The organism is Streptomyces marokkonensis, assembly GCF_008312835.1.
GTDB lineage: Bacteria > Actinomycetota > Actinomycetes > Streptomycetales > Streptomycetaceae > Streptomyces > Streptomyces marokkonensis_A.
In genome coordinates, this window is record NZ_VSKS01000004.1 from 331,615 (window position 1) to 344,249 (window position 12,635).

Below are 12,635 nucleotides of genomic sequence, written 5' to 3' on the forward strand. Positions count from 1 at the left end.
CCTCTGACCTGGCCCTGAGCCATGTGGAGCGGGCGACGGGAATCGAACCCGCGTAGCCAGTTTGGAAGACTGGGGCTCTACCATTGAGCTACGCCCGCACGGAGTGCGCCGCGCGTCGCAGGACCACGGCACTGACAGGCATCGTAGCGGGTTGTGCGCCCTCGTCGCACACCCCGTTCCCGGCCGGCCGCCGGCGCCGCACCGCGCCCGGGAAATGCGGCGGCCGTTCCGCCTGGGTGCATGTACCCTACGTGTCGCACCGAACGGGGTGTGGCGCAGCTTGGTAGCGCGTCCGCTTTGGGAGCGGAAGGCCGTGGGTTCAAATCCCGCCACCCCGACCAGCCACCTGCCCATGCACCGGTGATCGCCTTTTGGGTGCCGCAGCCGCTGCCGTTACTATGCAAGCTGCACGCCCGTGTGTCTCTGAAAGTCCTCCGGGCGGCGAATCGGCCGGACCGCTCTGGTCCCGGCAGAACCCGAGAAGTCAGCCACAAGGAGACCGAACCGTGAAGAGCGCCGTGGAGACCCTGAACCCGACCCGGGTTCGGCTCACTGTCGAGGTGCCCTTCGAGGAGCTCAAGGACAGCCTCGACGCGGCGTACAAGAAGATCAACCAGCAGGTCACGGTGAAGGGCTTCCGCAAGGGCAAGGTCCCGGCCCGGGTCATCGACCAGCGCTTCGGCCGCGGTGCGGTGCTGGAGGAGGCCGTCAACGACGCCCTCCCGAAGTTCTACACCGACGCGGTCAACGAGGCGGAGCTGAGCCCGCTGGGCCAGCCCGAGGTCGACATCACGGAGCTGAAGGACGGCGAGACGCTGAACTTCACCGCCGAGGTCGACATCCGCCCGGCCATCGAGATCCCGGACTACTCCGGCATCGAGGTCGAGGTCGACGCCGTCGAGGTCACCGAGGAGGACGTCGACAAGTCGGTCGAGCAGCTCCGCGAGCGCTTCGCCTCCACCTCCCCGGTGGAGCGCGCCGCCGAGGACGGCGACGTCGTCACCATCGACCTGGAGGCCAAGGTCGACGGCGAGGTCCTCGAGGACGGCGTCGCCAGCGGCGTCTCCTACACCATCGGCTCCGGCGAGCTGCTGGACGGCATCGACGACGCCGTGAAGGGCGTGGAGGCCGGTGGCGAGGCCACCTTCACCTCCGAGCTCAAGGGCGGTTCGGCGGCCGGCAAGGAGGCCGAGGTCACCGTCAAGGTCACCCAGGTCGCCAAGCGCGAGCTGCCCGAGCTGGACGACGAGTTCGCGCAGCTCGCCTCCGAGTTCGACACCCTCGAGGAGCTCAAGGCGGACAGCCGCAAGCGCCTGGAGAACATGAAGCAGTACGACCAGGCCACGCAGGCCCAGGAGCGCGTCCTGGAGAAGCTGCTCGAGCTGGTCGAGGTCCCGGTCCCCGAGAAGCTGCTCGAGGACGAGATCAACACCCGCAAGCACAACCTCGAGCACCACCAGCTCGGCCAGATGGGCCTCGACCTCGCGAAGTACCTGGAGATCCAGGGCAAGACCGAGGAGGAGTTCGAGACCGAGACCCGTGAGGCCGCGGTCAAGGGCATCAAGACCCAGTTCGTGCTCGACGAGCTCGTCAAGCAGGAGAAGCTGAACGTCAACCAGGAGGAGCTCACCGAGCACCTCATGCGGCGCGCCGCCTCCTCCGGCATGTCCCCCGACCAGTTCGCCCAGGCCGTCGTCGAGCAGGGCCAGGTCCCGCTCCTCGTCGGCGAGGTCGCCCGCGGCAAGGCCCTGGCCGTCGTGGTCGAGAAGGCCACGGTCAAGGACACCAACGGCGAGATCGTCGACCTCGAGGACGAGGAAGAGGACGAGGCCACCGAGGCCGCCGAGGCCGAGGCCGCCGAGTCCGAGACCGCTCAGACCCCGGCCGAGGAGAAGACCGAGGGCTGACCCTCGCGTCACGCACGACCGACGTACGAAGGGCCCCGGAGTATCACGCCGGGGCCCTTCGGCGTACGGCAGGACACCCCCCAGGGGCGCGGGGAACTGCGCGGGGAACCACGGACGGCCCGCAGCCACCCGAGGACACAAGCCCCTACGGCGAACAGGCATCCGGCGCACCCTGCGGAGCAGCTCGCGGCGTACACCCCTCTACGCCCCCGGCGAACACCCCCGTTACCGGGATTCCCCGGCGGAGCCACCGCGTTAGGGTCCATGAATACGGGGCCGGAATACCACGGCGGAACCGCCGCAGGCCCCCCGCAGGGAAACGTGAGACGGCCCGGCGCCGTCGTAAGACGAGCAGGTGGATACGTGACGAATCTGATGCCCTCAGCCGCCGGCGAGCCTTCCATCGGTGGTGGCCTCGGCGACCAGGTCTACAACCGGCTGCTCGGCGAGCGGATCATCTTCCTCGGCCAGCCGGTCGACGACGACATTGCCAACAAGATCACCGCACAGCTGCTGCTCCTTGCCGCCGACCCGGACAAGGACATCTACCTGTACATCAACAGCCCCGGCGGCTCCATCACGGCCGGCATGGCGATCTACGACACCATGCAGTTCATCAAGAACGACGTGGTGACGATCGCCATGGGCCTCGCGGCCTCCATGGGCCAGTTCCTGCTGAGCGCCGGCACCCCCGGCAAGCGCTTCGCGCTGCCGAACGCCGAGATCCTGATCCACCAGCCGTCCGCCGGTCTGGCAGGCTCGGCCTCCGACATCAAGATCCACGCCGAGCGGCTGCTGCACACCAAGAAGCGCATGGCCGAGCTCACGGCCCAGCACACCGGCCAGACGGTCGAGCAGATCACCCGCGACTCCGACCGCGACCGCTGGTTCGACGCCTTCGAGGCCAAGGAGTACGGCCTCATCGACGACGTGATCCCCACGGCCGCCGGCATGCCGGGCGGTGGCGGCACCGGGGCCTGAGCGGCCGTACGGAGCCCCTGTGGTCCCGTTGAAGCCCCGCCGCGCCCCCGGGCCCGGTGAACAGCCCCAGCAGCCCCAGCCGACCGCCTCAGCCCCTTTCCAGGAGACACCGTGAACGACTTCACCGGCAGCGGCCTGTACGACCGTGCGCGTGCCGAGTACACCGGCCCCGCGGCCGAGTCCCGTTACGTCATCCCGCGCTTCGTCGAGCGCACCTCCCAGGGCATCCGCGAGTACGACCCGTACGCGAAGCTCTTCGAGGAGCGCGTGATCTTCCTCGGCGTGCAGATCGACGACGCCTCCGCCAACGACGTCATGGCGCAGCTGCTGTGCCTGGAGTCGATGGACCCCGACCGCGACATCTCGGTCTACATCAACAGCCCCGGCGGCTCCTTCACCGCGCTGACGGCGATCTACGACACGATGCAGTACGTGAAGCCGGACATCCAGACGGTCTGCATGGGCCAGGCGGCCTCCGCCGCCGCCGTCCTGCTGGCCGCCGGCACGCCCGGCAAGCGCATGGCCCTGCCGAACGCCCGCGTGCTGATCCACCAGCCGTACAGCGAGACCGGCCGCGGCCAGGTCTCCGACCTGGAGATCGCCGCCAACGAGATCCTCCGGATGCGTACGCAGCTGGAGGACATGCTGGCCAAGCACTCCACCCGGCCGATCGAGAAGATCCGCGAGGACATCGAGCGCGACAAGATCCTCACGGCCGAGGACGCACTGGAGTACGGCCTGATCGACCAGATCATCACCACCCGGAAGATGGACAACTCCAGCCTGCGCTGACGCGGGGCGGGGGTGTAACGTCTGCCGCCCCTTGGCACGGTTTGGCACGGTCCACGTCAAAGTGAACCGTGCCAAGGGGGGCCCGAACGGGGGGCTCGGCAAGGTACCGTCGGACATAAGGCAGCACCAGGAGCCGACCGGACACGGACGTCCGGGCGTCTCCCAGGCGAAGGGGAAGCACACCGTGGCACGCATCGGTGACGGCGGCGATCTGCTCAAGTGCTCGTTCTGCGGCAAGAGCCAGAAGCAGGTCAAGAAGCTCATCGCAGGGCCCGGTGTGTACATCTGCGACGAGTGCATCGATCTCTGCAACGAGATCATCGAGGAAGAGCTCGCCGAGACCAGCGAGGTCCGCTGGGAGGAGCTCCCGAAGCCCCGCGAGATCTACGAGTTCCTCGAGGGGTACGTGGTCGGGCAGGAGTCGGCGAAGAAGGCCCTCTCCGTCGCCGTGTACAACCACTACAAGCGCGTCCAGGCCGGCGAGAACGGCGGCGCCCAGGGCCGTGACGACGCCATCGAGCTGGCGAAGTCCAACATCCTCCTGCTGGGCCCCACGGGCTCCGGCAAGACCCTGCTGGCCCAGACCCTGGCCCGCATGCTGAACGTCCCCTTCGCGATCGCCGACGCCACGGCGCTCACGGAGGCGGGATACGTCGGCGAGGACGTCGAGAACATCCTGCTGAAGCTGATCCAGGCGGCCGACTACGACGTCAAGAAGGCCGAGACCGGGATCATCTACATCGACGAGATCGACAAGGTCGCCCGCAAGAGTGAAAACCCGTCGATCACGCGCGATGTCAGCGGTGAGGGCGTACAGCAGGCCCTGCTGAAGATCCTCGAGGGCACCACGGCCTCCGTCCCGCCGCAGGGCGGACGCAAGCACCCGCACCAGGAGTTCATCCAGATCGACACGACGAACGTGCTGTTCATCGTGGGCGGCGCCTTCGCCGGCCTGGAGAAGATCATCGAGGGCCGGGCCGGCGCCAAGGGCATCGGATTCGGCGCGACGATCCGCTCCAAGCGGGAGATGGAGTCCAAGGACCAGTTCGAGGAGGTCATGCCGGAGGACCTGGTCAAGTTCGGCATGATCCCCGAGTTCATCGGCCGGCTCCCGGTCATCACGAGCGTCCACAACCTGGACCGGGAGGCCCTGCTCCAGATCCTGGTCGAGCCGCGCAACGCACTGGTGAAGCAGTACCAGCGCCTGTTCGAACTCGACGGTGTGGAGCTGGACTTCGAGCGCGAGGCGCTGGAGGCCATCGCCGACCAGGCCATCCTCCGCCAGACGGGCGCGCGCGGCCTGCGCGCCATCATGGAGGAAGTCCTCCAGGGCGTGATGTACGAGGTCCCGTCCCGCAAGGACGTAGCCCGCGTCGTCATCACCGCGGACGTGGTCCTCTCCAACGTCAACCCGACCCTGATCCCCCGCGACGCCCGCGGCCGGGGCTCGGGCGAGCAGAAGACGGCCTGACCGCCGCCACGGCAACGCGAAGGGGCCCCGGGTCGACCCGGGGCCCCTTCGGCGTTCGTACGGTCAGGCCTTGACCCGCGCGGCGGAGCGCAGTTCGGCGGCGAACGAGGCGACGTCGTCCGTGGCGAGGCCGCCGCTGCCGCCCTTCTGCGCGGCGGCCAGGTCCAGTCCGTTGACCACGCCGTAGGTGCTGTGGTCGGCCCACACGCACACCGGCATCTCGAGCTTGGTCGTGCCCTCGGAGATCGAGGCCGTCTGGCACTTCATGACGGCACCGTCGAGCCCGTCCGGCTCGACCGTCTCCGGGCTGCCCTTCCAGGTGACCGTCTCGGCCCCGCCCGCGTTGTCGCCGGTGTCCTTGGAGTTGGCGTGGGCGGTGGCGAAGCCCCGGTCGATGGTGTCCTCCGGGTCGCCGATCTTCCCGTGGGCGCCGTTGAAGGCCATGGCCTTGCCGAGTTTCGCCGACGAGCCGCTGGCGTACGACGCCTTCACCACCGTGCCGCTCTTGATGCCGATCTTCTCCAGGTCGGCGGCGGAGTCGGTCCCCGTCGGGCCGCCGTCACTCGAACCGGACCCGCCCTTCTTGTACTCGCCGACCGAGGCCGGCGGCACCAGCTTGTGGGGGCCGTCGTCCGCGATGTCCGCACCGCCGCCCCCGCTCCCGCCGAGGACGAAGTACGCACCCACACCGAGCGCCGCCACGACCGCGACCGCGCCGATGATCAGACCCGTCCGCCTGCCGCCGCCGCTGGGCGCGGGGGGCTGGGGCGGCACGCCGTACGGGGCCTGGCCGTAGGGCGGCTGCTGCGGCGGGACGCCGGGCGGGCCGGGCTGCTGCAGCTGGCCGTAGCCGGGCTGTGGCGTCTGCGGCGGCTGGCCGTACGGCCCCGGCTGCTGTGGCTGACCCCCGTACGGGCCCGGCTGGTTGTAGCTCATTACTGGGTTCCCCTCCAGTCGCTCGTTCGCTGCCGGTCAGTCCTTGACGCGGACCTGCTCGCGGAGCTTGGTGGTCAGGTCCACCGCCGTGTCCTTGCCGACGCCGGTGCTGCCGTTGTCACCGGGCGAGACCATGGCGACCGTGCTGTGGTCGGCCCAGGCGCAGAACCAGTCGGTCGACTCCTTCTTGGTCAGCGCGTTGGTGGCCTTGGTCGACTGGCACTTGGCGACGGCGCCGTCGATCTGGACCTCCTCGGGGTCACCGACCAGCTCGGCGTTCTGCATGCCCCCGGTGTCGCTGGTCGAGCTCTCCTTGACTTCCTTCTGGATGTTGGCGAAGAACTTGTCCAGGACGGCCTGGGGGTCGGCGATCTCGCCGTACCCTCCCACCATCGTCATGCCCTTGGCGGTCAGCAGCTCGGACTGGTCGGGCAGCGTGGTGGGGTCCTGCGGGTCGTAGTTGCTGAAGTCGGCGGTCGACCACTGGCCGACGACGGCCGTACCGTTCTTGACGCCGCTCTTCGCCATGTCCTTCGTGACGTCGGCGTCGCTCGACTGATTTCCGTCGCCGACCCGCTTGTATTCGCTGAGGACCGTCGCCGGGGTGGACAGCTTGTGCGGGCCGTCGTCCTCCAGGCCGCCTCCGCTCCCGCCGATGACGAAGTACGCGCCCACGCCGATCGCCGCGACGACCGCGACCGCGCCGACGATGATCGCCGCCTTCTTGCCGCCGCCGCCCGACGCCGGGGGCTGGGGCGGCATGCCGTACGGGGCCTGACCGTAGGGCGGCTGCTGGCCGTACGGAGGCTGCTGCGGCGGGACGCCGGGCTGGCCGGGCTGCTGCGGGTAGCCGTATCCGGGCTGGCCGGGCGGGGGCGCCTGCTGGGGGTAGCCGTAGCCGGGCTGCGGAGCCTGCGGCGGCTGGCCGTAAGGACCCGGCTGGCCGTACGGCCCGGGCTGCTGGGGCTGCCCGCCGTACGGGCCCGGCTGGTTGTAACTCATTACTGGGTTCCCCTCCAGATGCTTACGCGTTGCTGACATCCTGACTCAGGAGGGAAGCGTTCAGGCCAGTGGGGGTCGCACCGTTACAAACGAAACGCGTTTCGGGACAGGCCCGTGACGCCTCTAAACTGAGCCCTGTGACCGAGAACGCTCAGCAGCAGCCACCAGCGCCCACCACCGAACTGCCGACCCAGTACGCGCCGGCCGACGTAGAGGGGCCGCTGTACGAGCGCTGGGTGGAGCGCGGTTACTTCGAGGCGGACGCCAAGAGCGACAAGCCTCCGTACACCATCGTCATCCCGCCGCCGAACGTCACCGGCAGCCTGCACCTCGGGCACGCCTTCGAGCACACGCTCATCGACGCCCTCACGCGCCGCAAGCGCATGCAGGGCTTCGAGACGCTGTGGCAGCCGGGCATGGACCACGCCGGCATCGCCACGCAGAACGTCGTCGAGCGGGAGCTCGCCAAGGAGGGCAAGTCCCGCCACGACCTCGGCCGCGAGGCGTTCGTCGAGCGGGTCTGGCAGTGGAAGGGCGAGTCCGGCGGCCAGATCAGCGGCCAGATGCGCCGCCTCGGCGACGGCGTCGCCTGGTCGCGCGAGCGCTTCACCATGGACGAGGGCCTGTCGACGGCCGTCCAGACCATCTTCAAGCGGCTCTACGACGACGAGCTGATCTACCGCGCCGAGCGCATCATCAACTGGTGCCCGCGCTGTCTGACCGCGATCTCCGACATCGAGGTCGACTACCAGGAGGACGACGGCGAGCTCGTCTCCATGAAGTACGGCGACGGGGACGACACCATCGTCGTCGCCACGACCCGCGCGGAGACGATGCTCGGTGACACGGCCGTCGCCGTCCACCCCGAGGACGAGCGCTACCAGCACCTCATCGGCAAGCTCGTCAAGCTGCCGCTGACCGACCGCTCCATCCCGGTCGTCGCCGACGAGCACGTCGACCCCGAGTTCGGCACGGGTGCCGTCAAGGTCACCCCGGCCCACGACCCGAACGACTTCGAGATCGGCCGGCGCCACGACCTGCCCGCCATCGCCGTGATGGACGAGCACGCGGTCATCACCGCCCACGGCCCCTTCCAGGGCCTGGACCGGCTCGAGGCCCGCTCCGCCATCGTCGCCGCGCTGCGCGCCGACGGCCGGATCGTCGCCGAGAAGCGGCCGTACGTCCACAGCGTCGGCCACTGCTCGCGCTGCAAGACCACCATCGAGCCGCGGCTGTCCATGCAGTGGTGGGTCAAGGTCGGTCCGCTGGCGAAGGCGGCGGGCGACGCGGTCCGTGACGGGCGCGTCAGGATCCACCCGCAGGAGATGGAGAAGCGGTACTTCGACTGGGTCGACAACCTTCACGACTGGTGCATCTCACGGCAGTTGTGGTGGGGCCACCGCGTCCCGGTCTGGTACGGGCCCGGCGGCGAGGTCGTCTGCGTCGGACCCGGCGAGGAGCCGCCGGCCGGCGAGGGCTGGCACCAGGACACCGACGTCCTCGACACCTGGTTCTCCTCGGGCCTGTGGCCGTTCTCCACCCTCGGCTGGCCCGAACGGACCGAGTCGCTCGCGAAGTTCTATCCGAACTCCGTCCTGGTCACCGGCTACGACATCCTCTTCTTCTGGGTCGCCCGGATGATGATGTTCGGCCTGTACGCGATGGACGGCACCCCGCCGTTCCACACCATCGCCCTGCACGGCATGGTCCGCGACCAGTTCGGCAAGAAGATGTCGAAGTCCTTCGGCAACGCGGTCAACCCGCTGGACTGGATGGACAAGTACGGTTCCGACGCCCTGCGCTTCACGCTCGCGCGCGGCGCCAACCCCGGTGTCGACGTGCCGATCGGCGAGGACTGGGTCCAGGGCTCGCGCAACTTCGCCAACAAGATCTGGAACGCGACCCGCTTCGCGCTGATGAACGGCGCGACGGTCGAGGGCCCGCTGCCGGACGCGTCGGCGATGTCGCCGACCGACCGCTGGATCCTGTCCCGGCTGAACTCGGTGGTCGCCGAAGTCGACGCGTACTACGACGACTTCCAGTTCGCCAAGCTCTCGGACGCGCTGTTCCACTTCGCGTGGGACGAGGTCTTCGACTGGTACGTCGAGCTGTCCAAGACCACCTTCCAGGCGGGCGGGGAACCGGCCGAGGTCAGCAAGCGCGTCCTCGGTGAGGTCCTCGACGTCACGCTCAGGCTCCTCCACCCGGTCGTCCCGTTCGTCACCGAGACGCTGTGGACGACGCTGACGGGAGGCGAGTCCGTCGTCATCGCCGAGTGGCCGTCCGACAGCGGCTTCCGGGACGCGGACGCCGAGCGGGAGATCGGGACGCTGCAGTCCGTCATCACCGAGGTCCGCCGCTTCCGGGCCGACCAGGGACTGCAGCCCGGGCAGCGGGTCCCGGCCCGGCTGACCCTCGACGGCACGGCGCTCGCCGCGCACGAGCCGGCCATCCGGCAGTTGCTGCGCCTCCAGCCGGAGGGCGAGGCGTTCACGGCGACGGCCACCCTGCCCGTCGCGGGTGTCGAGGTCGCGCTGGACCTGTCCGGCGTGATCGACGTCGCCGCCGAGCGCAAGCGGCTCGCCAAGGACCTCGCCGCCGCGGAGAAGGAGAAGGCCCAGGCGACGGCCAAGCTCGGCAACGAGGCGTTCCTGGCGAAGGCCCCGGACCACGTGGTCGACAAGATCCGCACGCGGCTGGCGAAGGCGGACGAGGACATCGTCCGCATCCAGACCCAGCTCGAGCGCCTGCCCGAGGCCTGACGGCCGACACGGACCGTCCGCGGCCCCCGACCGGTGTTCTCCCGGTCGGGGGCCGTTCACGTCGTGGTGGGGGCCGCGTAACCCGCCGGGGAGAGCCTGCGGCTTTGCCCACCGCAAGGCCGACCAGGCCGACGCCCCCAGGAGCACCCCCACGATGCCCCGCACCGCGCCCCCCACCGCCGCGCCGCCCGCCGAACCGACCGCCCGGGGCGGACCCGGCCGGGAACGGCGGTACGACATCGACCTCCTGCGCGTCCTGTGCACGGCCGCCGTGGTGCTGGTCCACGCCTCCGCCGAGTTCCTGGACGCGGGCCACCGCACGACCGGTGTCCTCGGCGACTCGGCCGGCCGGTTCGCCGTGCCCGTGTTCTTCGCGATGGCCGGCTGGGCCGCCCTCGCCGGCTCGCCGGTGCGCGGTGAGGCCCAGCTCCTCACCCGGCTCGGACGGATCCTGCGCCCGATGGCGGTGTGGACGGCGGTCTACCTCCTCTGGCAGCACCTGTCCGGGCCGCCCCTCGACGGTGGTGCGAGGGAGGCGCTGCGGGCGCTCTTCGGATCCGTGGAGGCCGCCTTCCACCTCTGGTACCTCTACACCTACGTGCCGCTCCTGCTGCTGCTCGGCGTCGCGGTGCTCGTCCTCGGCCGGCGTGCCGCCCCCCGCAGGTCGCTGCTGCTGCTCGTCGCGTTCGCCGTCGCCCCGGCGCTCGTCGGGGACGTGCGGGCCCTCACCGGGCTGGCGCTGCCCGCCTGGGAGTGGAAGGTGTCGCTGTCCACCCTGGGGTACGCGGTGGCGGGCGCCGCCCTGCTCGCCGCCCGGCGGCGCGGTCCGCGCGCGCTGTGGCTCGCGGGCGCGGCGGTCGCCCTCGTCGCCCTCACCGTGTACCAGCTCACCGTTCGGCACCCCGCCGCCTACGGGAGCGTCGCGGTGGCCGCGCTGACCTTCGCCGTGCTCGGCGCGGTCGGCGGGGTGCGTGTGCCGGAGCGGGCGCGGGCGGTGCTGGAGCGGCTGTCGGACGCGTCGTTCGGGACGTACCTGGTGCATCTGCTGTTCGTGCTGTTGCTGGTCAGGCCCGTCGCCGAGGGGCTTCCGCACGGGTTCTGGGCACCCGTGGCGCTCGCCGTGACGGCGGTGGCCGCCGCCGCGCTGTCCTTCGCCGTGAGCGTCCTGTGGGGCCGGCTGGGGTTGCGCGGATGGCTCGGCTGACGCGGGACCCGGGGGCTGCCGGGCGGCGCCCGGGCCGCTCCGTAGACTGGGGACCGTGAGCGAGCGCCCAGAATCAGCAGGTCCCGACCCGGACGACACCTTTGACGAGTTCGCGGAGCTCGTCGAGGAGGAGACCCGCCGTGACCCCGACCTCGCGGTGATCGAGGCCGGCAGCCGCACCCTGCGCACCCAGGGGGGCCCGCCGCAGGCGGACGTGCCCGCGCGCCCCGAGGATCCCGAGGTCGACAAGGCCCTGCGCGAGGTGGAGGCGGAGCTCGCCACCCGCTGGGGCGAGACCAAGCTGGAGCCCTCGGTCGCCCGCATCTCCGCGTTGATGGACGTCCTGGGCGAGCCGCAGCGCTCGTACCCGTCGATCCACATCACCGGCACCAACGGCAAGACCTCCACCGCCCGCATGATCGAGGCCCTGTTCGGTGCCTTCGAGCTGCGGACCGGCCGCTACACCTCCCCGCACGTGCAGTCGATCACCGAGCGGATCAGCCTCGACGGGGCGCCGGTCTCCGCCGAGCGGTTCATCGAGACGTACCGGGACATCAAGCCGTACGTCGAGATGGTCGACTCCCGTCAGGAGTACCGGCTGTCCTTCTTCGAGGTGCTCACCGGCATGGCGTACGCCGCGTTCGCCGACGCCCCCGTGGACGTGGCGGTCGTCGAGGTCGGCATGGGCGGCAGCTGGGACGCGACGAACGTGATCGACGCCGGCGTCGCCGTGGTGACGCCGATCGACCTCGACCACACCGACCGGCTCGGCACCACGCCCGCGGAGATCGCCACCGAGAAGGCGGGCATCGTCAAGCGGGACGCGACCGTGATCCTGGCGCAGCAGCCGGTGGACGCCGCTCAGGTGCTGCTGAAGAAGGCCGTCGAGGTGAACGCCACGGTGGCCCGTGAGGGCCTGGAGTTCGGGGTCGTCGCCCGGCAGGTCGCGGTCGGCGGCCAGCAGGTGACCCTGCGCGGGCTGGGCGGCGAGTACACCGAGGTGTACCTCCCGCTGCACGGCGCGCACCAGGCGCACAACGCGGCCGTGGCGCTCGCCGCCGTGGAGGCGTTCTTCGGCGTGGGCGCCCAGCGTCAGGGGCGGCTCGACATCGACACCGTGCGCAAGGCGTTCGCCGCCGTCGCCTCGCCGGGCCGGATGGAGGTGGTACGGCGGTCGCCGACCGTGGTCCTGGACGCCGCGCACAACCCGGCGGGCGCGCGGGCGGCGGCCGGGGCGATCGAGGAGGCGTTCGAGTTCAGCCGGCTCATCGGCGTGGTCGGCGCGAGCGGCGACAAGAACGTGCGCGGGCTGCTGGAGGCGTTCGAACCGGTCTTCGCCGAGGTCGTCGTCACCCAGAACTCCAGCCATCGCGCGATGGACGCCGACGAACTGGCCGCGATCGCCGTCGAGGTGTTCGGCGAGGACCGCGTCCAGGTCGAACCGCGGCTGCCGGACGCGCTCGAGGCCGCGATCACGCTGGCCGAGGAGGAGGGCGAGTTCGCGGGCGGCGGTGTGCTCGTCACCGGTTCCGTCATCACCGTCGGCGAGGCCCGACTGCTCCTGGGGAAGGGCTGAGATC

At 70.4% G+C, this 12,635-nt stretch carries 9 protein-coding genes and 2 tRNA genes; 8 read left to right on the forward strand and 3 right to left on the reverse strand.

Going from position 1 to position 12,635, the window contains the following annotated elements; genetic code table 11:
- Positions 1-24: 24 nt before the first annotated feature.
- Positions 25-98, reverse strand: a tRNA-Gly gene (locus tag F1615_RS09875).
- Between the two features lie 166 nt (positions 99-264).
- Between F1615_RS09875 and F1615_RS09880 the strand changes: the two genes are divergently transcribed.
- The 5 genes from F1615_RS09880 to clpX all read left to right on the forward strand — a co-directional run bounded on the left by F1615_RS09880 (position 265) and on the right by clpX (position 5,151).
- A tRNA-Pro gene (locus F1615_RS09880) sits at positions 265-341 on the forward strand.
- 165 nt (positions 342-506) lie between these two features.
- Positions 507-1,907, forward strand: a complete 1,401-nt coding sequence (gene tig, locus F1615_RS09885; protein WP_149548509.1) for a trigger factor — start codon at positions 507-509, stop codon at positions 1,905-1,907.
- A gap of 375 nt (positions 1,908-2,282) precedes the next feature.
- Positions 2,283-2,888, forward strand: a complete 606-nt coding sequence (locus tag F1615_RS09890; RefSeq protein ID WP_051858342.1) for an ATP-dependent Clp protease proteolytic subunit — start codon at positions 2,283-2,285, stop codon at positions 2,886-2,888.
- 111 nt (positions 2,889-2,999) lie between these two features.
- A complete protein-coding gene (locus tag F1615_RS09895; protein ID WP_149548510.1) occupies positions 3,000-3,680 on the forward strand; it encodes an ATP-dependent Clp protease proteolytic subunit in 681 nt (226 codons plus the stop codon).
- A 184-nt stretch (positions 3,681-3,864) separates the two neighbouring features.
- A complete protein-coding gene (gene clpX / locus F1615_RS09900) occupies positions 3,865-5,151 on the forward strand; it encodes an ATP-dependent Clp protease ATP-binding subunit ClpX (RefSeq protein WP_037935513.1) in 1,287 nt (428 codons plus the stop codon).
- 63 nt (positions 5,152-5,214) lie between these two features.
- Here the strand turns inward: clpX and F1615_RS09905 are convergent, their stop codons facing one another.
- Positions 5,215-6,087 (reverse strand): hypothetical protein, encoded by an 873-nt coding sequence (locus tag F1615_RS09905; protein ID WP_149548511.1) that lies wholly within the window; start codon positions 6,085-6,087, stop codon positions 5,215-5,217.
- Positions 6,088-6,123: 36 nt separating this feature from the next.
- The gene (locus tag F1615_RS09910) at positions 6,124-7,089 is read right to left on the reverse strand and encodes a hypothetical protein (protein WP_149548512.1); all 966 of its coding nucleotides are present in this window, start codon (positions 7,087-7,089) and stop codon (positions 6,124-6,126) included.
- Between the two features lie 137 nt (positions 7,090-7,226).
- On the opposite strand from F1615_RS09910, the gene F1615_RS09915 reads away from it, so the two are divergent.
- From F1615_RS09915 to folC, 3 genes are all read left to right on the forward strand, one after another.
- The gene (locus tag F1615_RS09915; RefSeq protein WP_149548513.1) at positions 7,227-9,851 is read left to right on the forward strand and encodes a valine--tRNA ligase; all 2,625 of its coding nucleotides are present in this window, start codon (positions 7,227-7,229) and stop codon (positions 9,849-9,851) included.
- A 154-nt stretch (positions 9,852-10,005) separates the two neighbouring features.
- The gene (locus F1615_RS09920) at positions 10,006-11,055 is read left to right on the forward strand and encodes an acyltransferase family protein (protein WP_149548514.1); all 1,050 of its coding nucleotides are present in this window, start codon (positions 10,006-10,008) and stop codon (positions 11,053-11,055) included.
- Between the two features lie 55 nt (positions 11,056-11,110).
- A complete protein-coding gene (folC, locus tag F1615_RS09925) occupies positions 11,111-12,631 on the forward strand; it encodes a bifunctional tetrahydrofolate synthase/dihydrofolate synthase (RefSeq protein ID WP_149548515.1) in 1,521 nt (506 codons plus the stop codon).
- The last annotated feature ends 4 nt before the right edge of the window (positions 12,632-12,635 follow it).